This is a genomic window from Streptomyces ardesiacus (assembly GCF_003112575.1).
In the GTDB taxonomy this organism is placed as follows: Bacteria; Actinomycetota; Actinomycetes; order Streptomycetales; family Streptomycetaceae; genus Streptomyces; species Streptomyces ardesiacus.
On record NZ_BEWC01000007.1, the window covers coordinates 141,806 to 159,502 of the forward strand.

Sequence of the window (17,697 nt, forward strand, 5' to 3'; positions counted from 1 at the left end):
CGTGGCCCCGCCGGACGATCGGGGCCGTCGTCCCGGCCGTTGCGTCCCTCGGACGTTCGGCCGCTCAGGTGCTCAGGTGCTCAGACGTTGACGCCGAAGTCCTGCGCGATGCCGCGCAGGCCGGAGGCGTAGCCCTGGCCGATGGCGCGGAACTTCCACTCCGCACCGTGCCGGTACAGCTCGCCGAAGACCATGGCGGTCTCCGTGGAGGCGTCCTCGCTCAGGTCGTACCGGGCGATCTCGGCCTCGCCGGCCTGGTTGACGACGCGGATGAACGCGTTGCGGACCTGGCCGAAGGACTGCTGGCGGTTCTCGGCGTCGTAGATCGAGACCGGGAAGACGATCTTCTCGATGTCGGCCGGGACGGTCGCGAGGTTGATCTTGATCTGCTCGTCGTCGCCCTCGCCCTCACCGGTGAGGTTGTCACCGGTGTGCTCGACCGAGCCGTCCGGGCTCTTCAGGTTGTTGAAGAAGACGAAGTGCGCGTCGCTGGCGACCTTGCCGGAGCTGTTCAGCAGCAGCGCGCTGGCGTCCAGGTCGAAGTCGGTGCCGGTCGTGGTGCGGATGTCCCACCCGAGGCCGACGATGACGGCGGTCAGGCCGGGGGCCTCCTTGGTCAGCGATACGTTGCCGCCCTTGCTGAGGCTGACTCCCACGAGTCCTCCATTGGTGTCCAGGGGCGGGGTGCCCCGTAGTGCGTGGATGTCGGATCAACGAGTCGATCCTAGTGACGGGTTCCCGCGCCCCGCAGTCCCCGGCGCCGACCCGTCGCGTGGTGTCGGCGGCGGGCGCCGCTCACAGGGTGTCGAGCGCCTTCACGTACGCGCTCAGGTCGCGGGCGTCCGGCAGACCGTTGACCACGGTCCAGCGCACGACGCCCTCCTGGTCGATGATGAAGGTGCCGCGGACGGCGCAGCCCTTGTCCTCGTCGAAGACGCCGTAGGCCCGCGAGACGTTGCCGTGCGGCCAGAAGTCGGAGAGCAGCGGGTACTCCAGGCCCTCCTGCTCGGCGAAGACGCGCAGGGTGTGGATGGAGTCGTTGGAGACGGCGAGCACCTGGGTGTCCCGGTCGGAGAACTGCGGCAGGTTGTCGCGCACCTCGCACAGCTCGCCCGTGCACACACCGGTGAAGGCGAAGGGGTAGAAGAGCAGCACGACGTTCTTGCGGCCGCGGAAGTCGGACAGCCGGACCGTCGCGCCGTGGTTGTCCTTGAGTTCGAAGTCGGGGGCCTTGTCGCCGACCTGGATCGTCATGTCCCGTTCGTCCCTTCCGCAGGAAGTCGTCCGTGGGTGGTTCGCTGGAAACACCCTACGCAGGGACGGTCGCGGCCTCGCGGACGGGCCGACGGCGGTCGGCCGCCGGCCCGTCCGGGGTGCGTGGTGTGGCGGGAGCCCGGGCGGGCTACCGCTTGGACTTGGCGGCCTTGGGCGTCGCCAGCCGGCTGCCGCTCCAGTCCTTGCCGACGCTGACGCTCTTGGACGCCGTCAGTCCGGCGGTCGTGGAGGCCTCCGAGATGTCACTGGCCTCGACGTACCCGTCACGGCCGGTCTTCGGCGTGAGAAGGAGGATCGACCCGCCCTCTTCGATGTACGTGGTGGCATCCACCAGCGCATCCGTCAGGTCGCCGTCGTCGTCACGGAACCACAGCACGACGGCATCGGCCACGTCCTCGTAGTCCTCGTCCATCAGCTCGCCCTCGACGGCGCTCTCAATGGCCTCGCGGAGCTCCTGGTCGACGTCGTCGTCGTAGCCGATCTCCTGGACCACCTGCCCGGGCTGGAAACCCAGCCTGGCGGCAGGGTTCGTCCGCTCCTCCGCGTGGTCCGCGGTCGCGCTCACGGGTTGCCTCCTGATCATGTTCGGTAGATGTCCTGGGGCCTCGCGCGTGCGCGAAGCCTGGCCGTAGTCCACACGGGCGGGACGGATCGCGCAAGTACCCGGCGTCTGGGACCGCCGAAACGGTGACGATCCCGGCCGTGTCGCCGCAACTTCCGTCGCGCCGTCCTGCCCGAAGGTGACATACACCACACCTATCTGCCCCGTTTGCGTAATTGGGAACCATGTGTGGGTACGAGACTCGAATGAACGTGCCCCCGATCCTCACGGGAGGACCGGTTACCCCACGGTACAGATGACGATTGCCCCCGCGAGGTAGACGATGGGGAACCGGCGGGGGAATCGGCGCAGACACCCGGGAAGGACACCCGGAACAACGGCCCTCTGACAGCGAAGGAACAGCGTGGCTTCCGCATCCGATCGCAGTGATCGCAGTCCGGTCATCATTGGCGGCCTTCCGAGTCAGGTTCCTGACTTCGATCCCGAGGAAACCCGGGAGTGGCTCGACTCCCTGGACGCCGCCGTCGACGAGCGCGGCCGGGAGCGGGCCCGGTACCTGATGCTGCGGCTGATCGAGCGCGCCCGCGAGCAGCGCGTGGCCGTGCCCGAGATGCGCAGCACGGACTACGTCAACACCATCCCGACCAAGAGCGAGCCGTTCTTCCCCGGCAACGAGGAGATCGAGCGCAAGATCCTCAACGCCACCCGCTGGAACGCCGCGGTGATGGTCTCGCGCGCGCAGCGGCCCGGTATCGGCGTCGGCGGTCACATCGCGACCTTCGCCTCCTCCGCCTCGCTGTACGACGTGGGCTTCAACCACTTCTTCCGGGGCAAGGACGAGGGCGACGGCGGCGACCAGGTCTTCTTCCAGGGGCACGCCTCCCCCGGCATCTACGCGCGCGCGTACCTGCTCGACCGGCTGAGCGAGCGGCACCTGGACGGCTTCCGGCAGGAGAAGTCCAAGGCGCCGTACATGCTGTCCTCGTACCCGCACCCGCGGTCGATGCCGGACTTCTGGGAGTTCCCGACGGTCTCCATGGGTCTCGGCCCGATCGGCGCGATCTTCCAGGCACGGATGAACCGCTACATGCACGCGCGCGGGATCGCGGACACCTCCCGGTCGCACGTGTGGGCCTTCCTCGGCGACGGGGAGATGGACGAGCCGGAGTCGCTGGGCCAGTTGTCGATCGCCGCGCGGGAGGGCCTGGACAACCTGACCTTCGTGGTCAACTGCAACCTTCAGCGCCTGGACGGCCCGGTGCGCGGCAACGGGAAGATCATCCAGGAGCTGGAGTCGGTCTTCCGGGGCGCCGGCTGGAACGTGATCAAGCTGGTCTGGGACCGCACCTGGGACCCGCTGCTCGCCCAGGACCGGGACGGCGTGCTGGTCAACCGGATGAACACCACCCCGGACGGCCAGTTCCAGACCTACGCCACCGAGTCGGGCGCCTACATCCGCGAGCACTTCTTCGGCGACGACCACCGGCTGCGCAAGATGGTCGAGAACATGACCGACCAGCAGATCCAGCACCTGGGGCGCGGCGGCCACGACCACCGGAAGATCTACGCGGCGTACAAGGCGGCCCTGGACCACAAGGGCCAGCCGACGGTGATCCTGGCCAAGACGGTCAAGGGCTGGACGCTGGGCCCGAACTTCGAGGGCCGCAACGCCACGCACCAGATGAAGAAGCTGACGGTCGACGACCTCAAGCGCTTCCGCGACCGGCTGCACCTGCCGATCTCCGACAAGGAGCTGGAGTCCGGCCCGCCGCCGTACTACCACCCGGGCCGGGACACCGAGGAGATGCAGTACATGCACGACCGGCGCCTGGGCTGCGGCGGGTACGTGCCGACCCGGGTGGTGCGGTCGAAGCCGCTCGCCCTGCCGGACGACAAGACGTACGCGACCGTGAAGAAGGGGTCGGGCCAGCAGTCCATCGCGACGACGATGGCCTTTGTGCGTCTGCTCAAGGACCTCATGCGGGACAAGGAGATCGGCAAGCGGTTCGTGCTGATCGCGCCGGACGAGTACCGCACGTTCGGCATGGACTCCTTCTTCCCGAGTGCGAAGATCTACAACCCGCTCGGGCAGCAGTACGAGTCCGTGGACCGGGACCTGCTGCTCGCCTACAAGGAGGCGCCGAACGGGCAGATGCTGCACGACGGCATCTCCGAGGCGGGCTGCACCGCCTCGCTGATCGCGGCCGGTTCGGCGTACGCCACGCACGGCGAGCCGCTCATCCCGGTGTACGTCTTCTACTCGATGTTCGGTTTCCAGCGCACCGGCGACCAGTTCTGGCAGATGGGCGACCAGTTGGCGCGCGGTTTCGTGCTGGGCGCGACCGCGGGGCGCACGACCCTGACCGGCGAGGGCCTCCAGCACGCCGACGGGCACTCGCAGCTGCTCGCCTCGACCAACCCGGCGTGCGTGGCGTACGACCCCGCCTTCGGATTCGAGATCGCGCACATCGTCAAGGACGGCCTGCGCCGGATGTACGGCGGGGACGAGCAGCACCCGCACGGGGAGGACGTCTTCTACTACCTCACCGTCTACAACGAGCCCATCCGGCACCCGGCCGAGCCCGAGAACGTGGACGTCGAGGGCATCCTCAAGGGCGTGTACCGCTTCAGCGAGGGCACGGGCGGCTCGATCCCGGCGCAGATCATGGCCTCGGGCGTCGCGGTGCCGTGGGCCGTGGAGGCGCAGCGGATCCTCGCCGAGGAGTGGAACGTGCGCGCCGACGTCTGGTCGGCGACCTCCTGGAACGAGCTGCGGCGCGAGGCCGTGTCCTGCGAGGAGCACAACCTGCTGCACCCCGAGGAGGAGCAGCAGGTGCCGTACGTGACGCGGAAGCTGGCGGGCGCGCAGGGGCCGTTCGTGGCGGTGTCCGACTGGATGCGGTCGGTGCCGGACCAGATCGCGCGCTGGGTGCCGGGGACGTACCAGTCGCTGGGCGCCGACGGCTTCGGCTTCGCGGACACGCGCGGGGCGGCGCGGAGGTTCTTCCACATCGACGCGGAGTCGATCGTGGTGGCCGTGCTGAGCGAGCTGGCACGGGAGGGCAAGGTGGACCGGTCGGTGCTGAAGCAGGCGGTCGACCGCTACCGGCTGCTCGACGTGACGGCGGCCGACCCGGGGGCGGCCGGCGGGGACGCGTAGCCGGCGGGCCAGCCGAACCCGCACATGGCTCACCCCCGCCCGTGACGGGCGGGGGTGGGAACGTCCGGGCGGCGGGTGATGCCGCGCTGCGAAGGTGATGCGGCGCAGCCGCTAGAACATCCCGTGGCCCGGTGCCGTCGCTCCGACGAGCCCGACGAGTGCCAGGAGCGTGTCGATGCCGCCCAGCGCCACGGCGACCACGGCCGGCACCGGGCGGGGCCCCGTCCAGCTGCGGCCCATCGCGAACCATCCGCAGACGATCGCCGCGGGGCCGAGCACGATGCCCAGCGCGAAGAAACCGGCGACCGCGCAGACCACTCCGACCACCGCGAGCGTCGCGCGATCCGGCCCGGTCCGTGACCACGTCCGGCCACGTGAGCGGGGGTGCCTGCGCGACCCCTGTCCGAAGCTCGCCATCATCAACTCCCTCAACTCATCGTGGAGTTCGGGTACCCGCCCAGGGCGTGTCATGCCTGCTTCGAACGTGCTGCCCGCGCGCCACCCCCCTCCGGCAGCGCGCCGCAGCCTCTCGCCCTCCGTGCCCTGCGGAGGACCTGACCCACTGTGACCTGCGGTCTCCGGCCAAGGGGAGGGTTCGCGGCTCCTGTCACCCTGATGGACGAAACGGGTGACAGGAGCGAGGGATTTTCCCGGGCACCGGTCAGATGTGGCCCACGCCCGCGCCCGCGTCGGCGTTCTCGCCGCGCTTGGTGAGGAAGGCGACGCACACCGCCACGACCGCGACCCCGGCGGCGACGAGCGAGGCCAGGCTCATGCCGGAGATGAAGGTGTCGTGGGCGACCTCCGTGATCTTCCCGGCGACTTGGGCCGGGGTGCCCTCGGGCACCGGCGGGACGCCGACCCGGACCGCCTCGGAGGCCTGGTGCGCCTGTTCCGGCGTCAGTTCGGGGAGTCCGGCGTCCGTCCAGTTGCCCGCCAGGTCGTTGTCGACCTTGGAGGCCATCACGGCGCCCAGTACGGCCGTGCCGAGGCTGCCGCCGATCTGCATCGCCGCCTGCTGGAGGCCGCCGGCCACGCCCGAGAGCTCCAACGGGGCGTTCCCGACGATGACTTCGGTGGCGCCGACCATGACGGGCGCGAGGCCGAGGCCCAGCAGGGCGAACCAGAGCGACATGAGGCCGCTGCCGGTGTCCGTCTTCAGCGTGGAGATCCCGAACATGGCGACCGCGGTGAACGCCATGCCGCCGGCCAGCGGAACGCGCGGGCCGACCTTGGTGATCGCCGCGCCGGCCAGCGGCGAGGCGACGATCATCATGCCGGTGAGCGGCAGCAGGTGCAGACCGGCGTCGACCGGGCTCATGCCGTGGACGTTCTGCAGGTAGAAGGTGACGAAGAACAGGCCGCCCATGAAGGCGATGGCCATCAGGACCATCAGGACCACACCGGCCGACAGCGGCACCGAGCGGAACATCGCCAGCGGGATCAGCGGCTCCTTGACCTTGGTCTCCCAGAGGGAGAACAGGACGAAGCCCACCACCGAGCCGCCGATGAACAGCCAGGTCTGGCCGGAGCCCCAGCCCCACTCGGGGGCCTTGATCAGCGCCCACACCAGGGCGAACATCGAGGCCGACAGCAGCACGATGCCGAGGACGTCGAAGGAGCGCGGCGCGTTCTCGGCCCGGTGGTCCAGCAGGATCATGACGCCGAGCACGAGGGCGAGGACGCCCACCGGCACGTTGATGAAGAAGACGGACTGCCAGTTGACGTGCTCGACCAGCACGCCGCCGAGGATCGGGCCGCCCGCGGTGGAGGCGCCGATGACCATGCCCCAGATGCCGATGGCCATGTTGAGCTTCTCGGCCGGGAAGGTGGCCCGCAGCAGGCCGAGCGCGGCCGGCATCAGCAGCGCGCCGAACAGGCCCTGGAAGACACGGAAGACGATGACCGCCGTGATGCTGCCGGACAGCCCGATGGCACCGGAGGAGGCGGCGAAGCCCGCCACGCCGATGAGGAAGGTCTGCCGGTGGCCGAAGCGGTCACCGAGCTTGCCCGCGGTGATCAGTGCGACCGCGAGGGCGAGGAAGTAGGCGTTGGTGATCCACTGGACGTCCGCGAGGCTGGCGTCCAGGTCGTCCTGGATGGCCGGGTTGGCGATCGCCACGATGGTGCCGTCCAGGGCCACCATCATGACCCCGACCGCGACGGTGACGAGAGTGACCCACGGATGGCCACGCCATCCCTTGGCGGGTGCCGAACCCGCCGGGGTGCCGTCGCCCGGTCCCGGCTTGTCGATGGTGGTCTGACTAGTCATACCGCTGAGGCTAATGACAGCCGCTGACAGTTGACAAACCAATTCACGAGTCAGTAACTGACAAGACATCCCCCATATACGCTGAACTGGGGAAACCGTACGAAGGAGAGCAGTTTTGAAGGTGGCCGGCACGTCGGCGCCGCCGGAGACCGCACCCACGGCCTCCCGCCCGGGCCTGCGCGAACTCAAGAAACAGCGCACCCGGGACCTGCTGCTGCGCTCCGCCCTCGAACTGTTCACCGAGCGCGGCTACGAGGAGACGACCGTCGACGACGTCGCCGAGGCCGCCGACGTCTCCCAGCGCACCTTCTTCCGCTACTTCGCCTCCAAGGAGGACGCGGCGTTCTTCGCGGCGCGGCTCGCGGAGGCGCGCTTCGTCGACGCCGTGCACGCGCGTCCCCCGGAGGAGGCGCCGCTGGACGCGCTGCGTCAGGCCCTCGCGGCGAGCTGGGACACCATCGGCGAGGCCGTCGAGCAGGTGGTCCCGCTGGAGCTGCACATGCGCTTCTACCGGGTGATCGAGTCGACGCCCGCGCTGCTCGCCGCCCACCTGCGGCGCGCGACGGAACTGGAGGAGCGGATCGCCCGCGTCGTCGCCGACCGCGAGGGACTGGACATCGACCGGGACCCGCGTCCCCGTGTGGTCGTGGCCGTCTTCGGCGCCGTGATGCGGGTCACCGAGCGGATCTGGTCGGGGCGCGACGACACCGGGCTCGCGGCCCTGCGGGACCTGACGGCCACGTACCTGGACCAGGTGTCACCGGCGCTCACCGGGAACTGGCGGCACACCGAAACGTGATCCGTGTCACTGGATTCACGCGAGACCGGCCCGTTCTCCTAGTGTGTCCTCCCAGTGACTTCCTTCGACACCTCCCCGCAGTTGAACGTCTGGCGCCTCCTGCTCGCCCTGGCCGTGGTGTTCGTGATGCTGGCGACCACCGGCTGGACCGCCCTGCGCGACCAGCGGGGGCCCACCGCCCTCGAAGCGTCGGTCAAGGCCTGGGAACAGGGCCGGATCGACGGACGACGGCTGCCCGACGCACACGCCGCGCCCGCCCGGCTGGCCCGCTTCTTCGCCTCGCTCACCGCGCGGCAGCGCACGAGCCTGGCCCACCGCTATCCCCTGGCCGTCGGCAACATGAACGGCGCTCCCGTCCCCCTGCGCTACGTCGCCAACCACTCGGCGCTGCGGCAGGCGCGGTCGGTGGAGCGCGCCCGCATGCACGACAAGCGCCTCTCCCCCGCCGGACAGCGCGAGGCGGCCCGGCGGGTGCGCAGCTACGAGTCGCTGCTCGGGCCCGACCGGCACATCCTCGCCTTCGACCCGGCGGGCTCGGGCAAGGTCGCCGAGGTCTTCGGGGACCTGAACCGCGCCGACCGCGTGTCCGTCGTCGTGCCCGGCGTGGACACCGAACTGCTCACCTTCCAGCGCACCGACCGCAAGCGGTACTCGGCGCCCGCCGGCATGGCCGCGTCGCTGTACGCGGCCGAGCGCGCGGCGAGCCCCGGCACCGGCACGGCCGTGATCGCCTGGGCCGACTACACCTCCCCCAGCGGTCTCGGCATGGAGGCGGCCACGGCGACCCGCGCCGCCCACGGCGCCGTACGGCTGAACGCGCTGGTGCGCGCGCTGCCCGGCAGGGCCCGCGTCTCCCTGTTCTGCCACAGCTACGGCTCGGTGGTGTGCGGCCTGGCCGCCGACGCGCTGCCCGGCCGGGTGACGGACATAGCGGTGGCCGGCAGCCCCGGCATGCGCGCCGAGAGCGCCGCGCGCCTGGACACCTCCGCCCGCGTGTGGGCGATGCGGGACGCCGACGACTGGATCCAGGACGTGCCGTACCTGGAGGTCGGCGGCCTCGGACACGGTGCCGACCCGGTCTCGGCCGCCTTCGGGGCACGCGTACTGTCGGCACGGGACGCCCGGGGACACAGCGGATACTTCGTCCCCGGTACGGACAGCCTGCGGAACTTCGCGGGGATCGGCGTTGGCGCGTACCGCACGGTGGCCTGCGCCGACGAGGACGACACATGCCGGGCGGATTTGTCCGTGGCGACGGCGGCCGGACGCGCGTAGAGGCGTAGAAACTCCGGTTTGCACGGGGAGGGGACGGAGAGGCTCGTGCCGCATACGATGAGCCGCATGGGTGACGTACTGGCCGGATTTCATGCCGCCTGGGAGTTCGAGTCCGACTCCGTGCTCATCCGTTACGAACGGGGGATTCGAACACCCAAGCTGTTCCAGGCCCTGGGGGAACGCCGCGTGCCCCTGGAGGCGATCGAGGGCGTGACGCTCACGCCCGGCAGGCGCGGCACCGTCGTGCTGCGCGTCCAGCCGCGCGCGGGCGCCGACCCGCTGATCGAGGCGGCGGCCGGACAGCTCAAGGAGAGCGGCGACCCCTACCGGCTGGTGCTGCCCGCCGAACGGGAGACGCTCGCGGAGTACTACGCCGACGAGCTGCGGGCGCTGCTGACCGAGACCGGCAAGACCGAGCGCTACCTGGTGGCCGCGCCCGAGGCGCCCCTGCACTTCAAGGCGTACGACGGGAAGGCCTCCTTCGACGGGGAGGCGGTGTCCTTCCGGTGGTTCTGGACGGGTGCCTCCTCGGCGAAGTGGAAGGCCGGCGACCAGAGCTTCCCGGTCGCCGACCTGGGCGGGGTGGAGTGGCGGTCCCCGGAGATGTTCGAGGGGTACCTGCGGCTGCTGCCGCGCGACGCCGCGCCGCCGGCCGTTCCCGCCGTTCCCGCAGCTCCCGCCGTCCCCCAGGCCGACCAGGATCCGGCGGCGGTGGTGTTCGGGCTCGGGTACGGGCTGGTGCACGAGTCACTGCCGTTCGCCGCGGCGGTGCTGGCGGCGGTGCGGGAGCGGAGTGCGGGCACCCCGGTTCCGGTTCCGGTGCCCGCACCCCGGCGTGATCCCGCCGACATCGCCGAGCGGATACGGCACCTGGGGGAGCTGCATCAGCAGGGGCTGGTGACGGACGAGGAGTTCTCCTCCAAGAAGGCGGAGCTGCTGGCGGAGCTTTAGCGTCGCCGGGTGCGGCACGGGTGCGGCACGTCGTCGGCCGACGGCCGTGGCGGGTCGCTCGCGCAGTCCCCCGCGCCCCTGCGGCAGCGCTTCTCTACTCCCGTCCGGCGGACGTGAACGTCATGTCCGCGTAGCGGTCGCCCGCGACCTTCTGCGCGATCGGCTCCAGCAGGGACAGCTCGTCCTGCGTCAGGACGATCCCGGTCGCCGCCGCGTTCTCCGCGACCCGCGCCGGCTTCCGGGTGCCCGGGATCGGGACCACCGGCAGGCCGTGCACCCGCGCCCGCTGCTGAACCCAGGCCAGGGCGATCTGGGCGAGGGTGGCGCCGTGGGCCTCGGCGACGGTGCGGACCGGGGCGAGGAGGGCCGCGTTGGCCGCCGCGTTGTCGCCGGTGTAACGGGGCTGCTGACGGCGGAAGTCGTCGTCCGTGAGGTCCTGCTCGGCGTCGGCGAAGGAGCCGGTGAGGAAACCCCGGCCGAGCGGGGAGTACGGGACGAGGGCCACGCCCAGTGCACGCGCGGCCGGCACCACGCCCGCCTCGATGTCCCGGCTGAACAGCGACCACTCCGACTGCACGGCGGCGATCGGGTGCACCGCCTGCGCGGCCCGCAGCTCGTCGCCCGTCACCTCGCTCAGCCCGAGGTGCTTGACCTTGCCCTCGCGCACCAGCTCGGCCATGACGCCGACGGTCTCCTCGATCGGCACGTTCACGTCGCGCCGGTGCATGTAGAGGAGGTCGATGACGTCCAGGTCCAGGCGGCGCAGGCTCGCCTCGACGGCCTCGCGGACGTAGGGGGCGTCGTTGCGGACGATCCGCCGGGTCGGGTCGTCCGGCGGGATGGACAGGGCGAACTTGGTGGCGACGACGACCTCGTCGCGGTGGGCCTTGAAGAACGGTGCCAGGAACCGCTCGTTCTCCCCCGCGCCGTACGCGTCGGCCGTGTCGTACAGCGTCACCCCCAGCTCGAGCGCCCGCTCCAGGGTCGCCCGGGAGGCGTCGGTGTCCGTGGGGCCGTAGGCGAAGCTCATGCCCATGCAGCCCAGGCCCTGGACGCCCACCTCGGGGCCGCCGTCGCCGAGCCGGGCCGTCGGGATCCTGTGGTCGGTCATCGGTTCCCCTCTCGTTCACCCGTGTGTGCGGCGTCGCCGTAGAAGCTGATCTTCCGGTCGAGTACCGCGAGGGTGTCCTGCAGTTCGGCGATCCGCGTCAGCACGTCGCGCCGGGTGGACTCCAGCAGGTCCCGCCGGTCGGCATAGGTGCTCTCGCCCTCGCGGACCAGCTCCGCGTACCGGACCATGTCGGCGACCGGCATGCCGGTCAGGCGCAGCTTGCCGACGAAGTCGAGCCAGTCCAGGTCGCGGTTGCTGTAGCGGCGCTGTCCCGTGTGCGAGCGGTCGATGTGGGACATCAGGCCGATCCGCTCGTACCAGCGCAGCGTGTGGGCCGTCAGGCCGGTGAGGGCGACGACCTCGCTGATCGTGTAGCGGTCCTGCCCGTCGGGGCGCGGGTGGCGCGGGGGCGGGGCGGAGCAGATGTCCGTTCTGGTGGCGTTCGGCGCGAGCGTCCCGGCCGTGGTCTGCATCACCGTCATGGCCTCAACGCTACGACCTTGGAGTGCACTCCAGGCAAGCCCGACCGGCGGGAAAAGCGCGGGACACGCGACCGCGCCGCTCACTACCGTGCCGGACATGAGTCTCGTACGCCGTGCCGTGGCCGAGGACGCGGAGGAAGTGCTCCGCCTGCGTCAGGTGATGATCGCTTCCGTGAACCCCGACGCGTCCACCGACTGGCAGGCGGGGGCGCTGCCCGGCCTGCGCACGAGACTGGCCGATCCGGACGGCGGCTTCGCGGCGTTCGTGGTCGACCACCCGGAGCGGCCGGGCGCGCCGGCGGCGCTGGTGGTGGGCACGCTGGAGTACCGGATCGGCGGTCCGGACAGGCCGGGAGGGCTGCTCGGGTACGTCTTCAGCGTCGCCACCGACCCCGGCGCCCGGCGTCGCGGGTACGCGCGGGCGTGCATGGCGGAGCTGCTGGAGTGGTTCCGCGAACGGGGCGCCGGGCACGTCATGCTCACGGCCTCCCCCGACGCCGAGCCCCTGTACGCGTCGATGGGCTTCACGCGCGACACGACCCCCTCGATGCGGCTGTACCTGTGAGCCGCTTAGGCTCGGCGCCATGTCCTTGAACAGCCTCGCGTCGATCGAGAACTGGCCGGTCCCCACCGCCGCGGCGGGCGTCGTACGGGCCGACGGCACCGTGCTGGGCACCCACGGCCCGGCCGCGCACCGCTTCCCGCTCGCGTCGGTCACCAAGCCGCTCGCGGCGTACGCGGCGCTCGTCGCGTACGAGGAGGGCGCGATCGAGCTGGAGGAGCCCGCCGGGCCGCCCGGGGCGACGGTCCGTCACCTGCTCGCGCACACCTCGGGCCTGGCCTTCGACGAGCACCGGACGACCGCCCCGCCCGGGGAGCGCCGGCTGTACTCCAACGCCGGATTCGAGCAGCTCGGCGACCACATCGCCAAGGCGGCGGACATGCCGTTCGCCGAGTACGCGCGGCAGGCGGTGCTGGAGCCGCTCGGGATGGCGCACACCTCCCTCGACGGCTCCCCGGCCAAGGACGGCGTGTCCACGGTGGAGGACCTGCTCCGCTTCGCCGCCGAGGTGCAGGCGCCCCGGCTGCTCGACCCACGCACGGTCGCCGGGGCGATGACCGTCCAGTACCCGGGCACGAAGGGCGTCCTGCCGGGCTACGGCCACCAGAACCCCAACGACTGGGGCCTCGGCTTCGAGATCCGCGACGGCAAGTCCCCGCACTGGACGGGCGCCTCGTCCTCGCCGCGCACCTTCGGGCACTTCGGCCAGTCCGGCACGTTCCTCTGGATCGACCCGGACGCGGGGCTCGCCTGCGTGGCGCTCACCGACCGCGCGTTCGGCCCCTGGGCGGTCGAGGCGTGGCCGCCGTTCACGGACGCGGTGCTGGCGGAGGCCCGGGGCCTGGCCTAGGTCTGGCCTAGGTCCTGTCCTCGCCTTCGCCGGGCAACGGGGAGGGCGACGGCGGGTCCTGGGGGGCCATCTCCCACATCAGCAGCTCGGCCCGCGTCGCCGCCACCGCCTCCACCCCCGCGGAGTCCGTGACACGGGCCGCGTCGCCCGGGCCCAGCGTCTGCCCGGCCAGCGTCACCCCGCCCCGCACCACGTGCACGTACACGTACGCCCCGTCCGGCACCGCCGTCCGCTCCCCCGCGGCCAGGCGGCGCACGTGGAGCATGGCGCCCGCCTCCGGGACGGCGTACGGGGTGGAGTCGGCGATGCCGCGGACGATCTCGTAGGCGGGGTCGCCGCCGGGGTCGCGCGGGGCCAGCCACATCTGCACGAAGGTGAGGGGGGCGGCGGCGTCGTTGCGTTCGACGTGCCGGACGCCGCCCGCCGAGCTGAGGCGCTGCACGTCCCCGGCGCGGACCACCGTCTCGTGGCCCGCGCTGTCACGGTGCGTCAGCTCGCCCTCCACCACCCACGTGACGATCTCCGTGTGGCTGTGCGGGTGCTCGTCGAAGCCGGCCCCGGGGGCGAGGTGCTCCTCGTTGCAGGCCAGCAGGGCCCCGAAGCGCAGGTTGCCGGGGTCGTAGTGGGGGCCGAAGGAGAAGGCGTGGCGGGAGGTGATCCCGGCAGCCGGATCACCGCCCGGATAGCGCTCGTCGGCGCGGCGTACGTCCATCACGTCGTTCACGGTAGCCCCGGCGGCACACCCGGCCGTCCCGATAAGGCAGTCTTGTCCCGTGCCCGAACCCGAAACCGGCAAGCCCGACGCCCCCGCCCAGCCCGCCCACCCGCACACCGCGACCCTGAAGCGGCTGGAGCAGTCCTCCGGATCGCTCGCCGCGCAGGCCATCGCGCGCATGGACGAGACGCTGCCGTGGTACCGGGCCATGCCCCCGGAGAACCGTTCCTGGATCGGGCTGGTCGCGCAGGCCGGCATCGCCGCGTTCACCGAGTGGTTCCGGCGGCCGGACGCGCCCCAGGCCATCTCCACCGACGTCTTCGGCACCGCGCCGCGCGAGCTGACCCGCGCGATCACGCTGCGGCAGACCGTGGAGATGGTGCGGACCACCATCGAGGTGATGGAGTCCGCGATCGACGAGGTCGCCGCCCCAGGTGACGAGTCCGTGCTGCGCGAGGCGCTGCTCGTGTACGCGCGGGAGATCGCCTTCGCGACGGCCCAGGTGTACGCGCAGGCCGCCGAGGCACGCGGTGCCTGGGACGCGCGGCTGGAGTCACTGGTGGTGAACGCCGTGCTCAGCGGCGAGGCCGACGAGGGCGCCGTGTCGCGCGCCGCCGCGCTGGGGTGGAACTCGCCCGAGCACGTGTGCGTCGTGCTGGGCACCGCGCCCGACGGGGACTCCGAGCTGACCGTGGAGGCGATCCGGCGGGCGGCCCGGCACGCCAAGCTCCAGGTGCTGACCGGGGTGCTCGGGGACCGCCTGGTGGTGATCGCCGGGGGCCGCAACGATCCGCTGGCGGTGGCGAAGTCGCTGATCGGGCCGTTCGCGCAGGGTCCGGTCGTCGCCGGTCCCGTGGTGCCGGACCTGCTGGCCGCGACCCGGTCCGCGCAGGCCGCCGCGGCCGGGCTCAAGGCGTGCACCGCCTGGCCGGACGCCCCGCGCCCGGTGCTCGCCGACGATCTGCTGCCGGAGCGCGCGATCGCCTCCGACCCCTCGGCCCGCGAGCAGTTGGTGGAGGAGATCTACAGACCGCTGGAGGAGGCGGGGGCGGCCCTCCTCGAGACGCTCAGCGTCTACCTCGAACAGGCGAGCAGTCTGGAGGGCGCCGCCCGGATGCTCTTCGTTCACCCGAACACCGTGCGCTACCGGCTCCGACGTGTGACTGACGTCACCGGATGGTCACCCTCTGATGTACGGTCTGCGTTCACACTGCGGATCGCCCTCATCCTGGGGCGTCTGACCGATGGAGATCCACAGCTCTAGCCTTTTGTGCAGGGTCCACAAAACCCGCTCCCGTTCTTCGTCCCTGTCCCCACGGGCGGTTGCGGCCGTCCTCAAGAGAGAGTGTGAGAGTGCTCGTACTCGTCGCTCCCGGCCAGGGCGCCCAGACGCCCGGCTTCCTGACTGAATGGCTCGACCTTCCCGGCGCCGCGGACCGCGTCGCGGGCTGGTCCGACGCCATCGGACTCGATCTCGTCCACTTCGGCACCAAGGCCGACGCGGACGAGATCCGTGACACGTCCGTGGCCCAGCCCCTGCTGGTCGCGGCCGGCCTCCTCTCCGCCGCGGCACTCGGTGACATTCCCGGGTTCGCCCCGGGCGTGGTCGCCGGCCACAGCGTCGGCGAGATCACCGCCGCCGCCTTCGCGGACGTCCTCGACGACACCGCGGCACTGACCCTCGTACGCCGTCGGGGCCTGGCCATGGCCGAGGCCGCCGCGGTCACCGAGACCGGCATGTCGGCGCTGCTCGGCGGCGACCCCGAGGTGAGCGTGGCGCACCTGGAGAAGCTCGGCCTGACCCCGGCGAACGTGAACGGCGCCGGTCAGATCGTGGCCGCGGGCACCATGGACCAGCTGGCCGCGCTGAGCGACGACAAGCCCGAGGGTGTCCGCAAGGTCGTCCCGCTGAAGGTGGCCGGCGCGTTCCACACGCACCACATGGCGCCCGCGGTGGACAAGCTCGCCGAGGCCGCGAAGTCGCTGACGCCGGCCGACCCGAAGGTGACGTACGTCTCCAACAAGGACGGCCGGGCCGTCGCCTCCGGCACCGAGGTGCTGGAGCGGCTGGTCGGCCAGGTCGCCAACCCGGTCCGCTGGGACCGGTGCATGGAGACGTTCAAGGAGCTCGGCGTCACCGCGCTGATCGAGGTGTGCCCGGGCGGCACGCTGACCGGACTCGCCAAGCGGGCGCTGCCCGGCGTGAAGACGCTGGCCCTGAAGTCCCCCGCCGACCTCGACGCGGCCCGCGAGCTCGTCGCCGAGCACACCCAGGCCTGACAAGGAGCGCGAGAGCATGTCGAAGATCAAGCCCAGCAAGGGCGCCCCGTACGCGCGCATCCTCGGCGTCGGCGGTTACCGTCCGACCCGCGTGGTGCCGAACGAGGTGATCCTCGAGAAGATCGACTCGTCCGACGAGTGGATCCGCTCGCGCTCCGGCATCGAGACCCGGCACTGGGCCGGTCCCGAGGAGACCGTCGCGGCGATGTCCGTGGAGGCCTCCGGCAAGGCGCTCGCCGACGCCGGGATCGACGCCTCGCAGATCGGCGCCGTGGTCGTCTCCACCGTGTCGCACTTCAGCCAGACCCCGGCCATCGCCACCGAGATCGCCGACCGGCTCGGCACCGACAGGGCGGCGGCCTTCGACATCTCGGCGGGCTGCGCGGGCTTCGGCTACGGGCTGACGCTGGCCAAGGGCCTGGTCGTCGAGGGCTCGGCGGAGTACGTCCTCGTGATCGGCGTGGAGCGGTTGTCCGACCTGACCGACCTGGAGGACCGGGCCACGGCCTTCCTGTTCGGCGACGGCGCGGGCGCGGTCGTGGTCGGCCCCTCGCCCGAGCCGGCGATCGGCCCGACGATCTGGGGCTCGGAGGGCGACAAGGCCGAAACGATCAAGCAGACGATCCCCTGGGACCGTTTCCGCAGCGGCGACGTCTCCGGGCTCCCGCTCGACAGCGAGGGCAACGTCAAGTTCCCCGCGATCACGCAGGAGGGCCAGGCGGTGTTCCGCTGGGCCGTGTTCGAGATGGCGAAGGTCGCGCAGCAGGCGCTGGACGCGGCCGGGATCAGCCCGGACGACCTGGACGTCTTCATCCCGCACCAGGCCAACGTGCGGATCATCGACTCGATGGTGAAGACGCTGAAGCTGCCGGAGCACGTCACGGTCGCCCGTGACATCCGCACCACCGGCAACACCTCGGCCGCCTCGATCCCGCTCGCGATGGAGCGGCTCCTGGCGACGGGCGACGCGAAGAGCGGTGACACCGCGCTCGTCATCGGCTTCGGGGCGGGTCTCGTCTACGCCGCGACGGTCGTTACCCTCCCCTAGGCACTCCGTGCCGGATCACACGGTCCGGCAGGGAGAGCAGCAACACCCGTCGCGACGCGGCGGGCCGCCACACCCTCTGGACAACAAAGAAGGAGCGCCATCATGGCCGCCACTCAGGAAGAGATCGTCGCCGGTCTCGCGGACATCGTGAACGAGATCGCCGGCATCCCGGTTGAGGACGTCCAGCTGGACAAGTCCTTCACCGACGACCTGGACGTCGACTCGCTGTCCATGGTCGAGGTCGTCGTCGCCGCCGAAGAGCGCTTCGACGTCAAGATCCCGGACGAGGACGTCAAGAACCTCAAGACCGTCGGCGACGCGACGAAGTACATCCTCGACCACCAGGCCTGATCCG

At 71.4% G+C, this 17,697-nt stretch carries 18 protein-coding genes; 10 read left to right on the forward strand and 8 right to left on the reverse strand.

Annotated elements, in window-relative coordinates; genetic code table 11:
- Window positions 1-80 precede the first annotated feature (80 nt).
- From Sdi02f_RS22745 to Sdi02f_RS22755, 3 genes are all read right to left on the reverse strand, one after another.
- Window positions 81-656, reverse strand: a complete 576-nt coding sequence (locus tag Sdi02f_RS22745; RefSeq protein WP_030399727.1) for a calcium homeostasis/redox stress adaptation protein — start codon at window positions 654-656, stop codon at window positions 81-83.
- A 139-nt stretch (window positions 657-795) separates the two neighbouring features.
- Entirely contained in the window at window positions 796-1,254 is a 459-nt protein-coding gene (locus Sdi02f_RS22750; RefSeq protein WP_030399728.1) for a peroxiredoxin, read from the reverse strand.
- 148 nt (window positions 1,255-1,402) lie between these two features.
- A complete protein-coding gene (locus tag Sdi02f_RS22755; protein ID WP_030399729.1) occupies window positions 1,403-1,840 on the reverse strand; it encodes a DUF3052 domain-containing protein in 438 nt (145 codons plus the stop codon).
- A gap of 400 nt (window positions 1,841-2,240) precedes the next feature.
- Between Sdi02f_RS22755 and aceE the strand changes: the two genes are divergently transcribed.
- A complete protein-coding gene (gene aceE / locus Sdi02f_RS22765) occupies window positions 2,241-4,997 on the forward strand; it encodes a pyruvate dehydrogenase (acetyl-transferring), homodimeric type (protein WP_108933930.1) in 2,757 nt (918 codons plus the stop codon).
- A 111-nt stretch (window positions 4,998-5,108) separates the two neighbouring features.
- Here aceE and Sdi02f_RS22770 read toward each other — a convergent pair whose 3' ends face one another.
- Both Sdi02f_RS22770 and Sdi02f_RS22775 read right to left on the reverse strand, forming a co-directional pair.
- Window positions 5,109-5,417, reverse strand: coding sequence for a hypothetical protein (locus Sdi02f_RS22770; RefSeq protein ID WP_053639019.1), 309 nt, complete (start codon window positions 5,415-5,417; stop codon window positions 5,109-5,111).
- Window positions 5,418-5,658: 241 nt separating this feature from the next.
- Window positions 5,659-7,269, reverse strand: coding sequence for an MFS transporter (locus tag Sdi02f_RS22775; protein WP_055467749.1), 1,611 nt, complete (start codon window positions 7,267-7,269; stop codon window positions 5,659-5,661).
- A gap of 115 nt (window positions 7,270-7,384) precedes the next feature.
- On the opposite strand from Sdi02f_RS22775, the gene Sdi02f_RS22780 reads away from it, so the two are divergent.
- From Sdi02f_RS22780 to Sdi02f_RS22790, 3 genes are all read left to right on the forward strand, one after another.
- On the forward strand, window positions 7,385-8,068 hold the full coding sequence (locus tag Sdi02f_RS22780; protein ID WP_030399733.1) for a TetR family transcriptional regulator: 684 nt from the start codon (window positions 7,385-7,387) through the stop codon (window positions 8,066-8,068).
- Window positions 8,069-8,122: 54 nt separating this feature from the next.
- The gene (locus tag Sdi02f_RS22785; protein ID WP_108933931.1) at window positions 8,123-9,343 is read left to right on the forward strand and encodes an alpha/beta hydrolase family protein; all 1,221 of its coding nucleotides are present in this window, start codon (window positions 8,123-8,125) and stop codon (window positions 9,341-9,343) included.
- A 66-nt stretch (window positions 9,344-9,409) separates the two neighbouring features.
- Window positions 9,410-10,294 carry a DUF4429 domain-containing protein gene (locus Sdi02f_RS22790; protein ID WP_030399735.1) on the forward strand — a complete coding sequence of 295 codons (885 nt, stop codon included), beginning with the start codon at window positions 9,410-9,412 and terminating at the stop codon, window positions 10,292-10,294.
- Window positions 10,295-10,388: 94 nt separating this feature from the next.
- On the opposite strand, the gene Sdi02f_RS22795 is transcribed toward Sdi02f_RS22790, so the two are convergent.
- A complete protein-coding gene (locus Sdi02f_RS22795; RefSeq protein WP_030399736.1) occupies window positions 10,389-11,405 on the reverse strand; it encodes an aldo/keto reductase in 1,017 nt (338 codons plus the stop codon).
- Entirely contained in the window at window positions 11,402-11,887 is a 486-nt protein-coding gene (locus tag Sdi02f_RS22800) for a MerR family transcriptional regulator (protein WP_030399737.1), read from the reverse strand. Before Sdi02f_RS22800 ends, Sdi02f_RS22795 begins: the two co-directional genes overlap by 4 nt.
- A gap of 97 nt (window positions 11,888-11,984) precedes the next feature.
- On the opposite strand from Sdi02f_RS22800, the gene Sdi02f_RS22805 reads away from it, so the two are divergent.
- Window positions 11,985-12,452, forward strand: a complete 468-nt coding sequence (locus Sdi02f_RS22805; RefSeq protein WP_031081531.1) for a GNAT family N-acetyltransferase — start codon at window positions 11,985-11,987, stop codon at window positions 12,450-12,452.
- Between the two features lie 19 nt (window positions 12,453-12,471).
- Entirely contained in the window at window positions 12,472-13,299 is an 828-nt protein-coding gene (locus Sdi02f_RS22810) for a serine hydrolase domain-containing protein (protein ID WP_030399739.1), read from the forward strand.
- Window positions 13,300-13,306: 7 nt separating this feature from the next.
- Here the strand turns inward: Sdi02f_RS22810 and Sdi02f_RS22815 are convergent, their stop codons facing one another.
- A complete protein-coding gene (locus tag Sdi02f_RS22815; protein WP_037798347.1) occupies window positions 13,307-14,011 on the reverse strand; it encodes a pirin family protein in 705 nt (234 codons plus the stop codon).
- A gap of 61 nt (window positions 14,012-14,072) precedes the next feature.
- On the opposite strand from Sdi02f_RS22815, the gene fasR reads away from it, so the two are divergent.
- The 4 genes from fasR to Sdi02f_RS22835 all read left to right on the forward strand — a co-directional run bounded on the left by fasR (window position 14,073) and on the right by Sdi02f_RS22835 (window position 17,693).
- Window positions 14,073-15,278, forward strand: coding sequence for a fatty acid biosynthesis transcriptional regulator FasR (gene fasR / locus Sdi02f_RS22820; protein ID WP_108933933.1), 1,206 nt, complete (start codon window positions 14,073-14,075; stop codon window positions 15,276-15,278).
- 89 nt (window positions 15,279-15,367) lie between these two features.
- Window positions 15,368-16,294, forward strand: coding sequence for an ACP S-malonyltransferase (locus Sdi02f_RS22825; RefSeq protein WP_030399742.1), 927 nt, complete (start codon window positions 15,368-15,370; stop codon window positions 16,292-16,294).
- A gap of 16 nt (window positions 16,295-16,310) precedes the next feature.
- Window positions 16,311-17,342, forward strand: a complete 1,032-nt coding sequence (locus tag Sdi02f_RS22830; RefSeq protein WP_030399743.1) for a ketoacyl-ACP synthase III — start codon at window positions 16,311-16,313, stop codon at window positions 17,340-17,342.
- 102 nt (window positions 17,343-17,444) lie between these two features.
- Window positions 17,445-17,693, forward strand: coding sequence for an acyl carrier protein (locus Sdi02f_RS22835; protein WP_007449219.1), 249 nt, complete (start codon window positions 17,445-17,447; stop codon window positions 17,691-17,693).
- Window positions 17,694-17,697 lie beyond the last annotated feature (4 nt).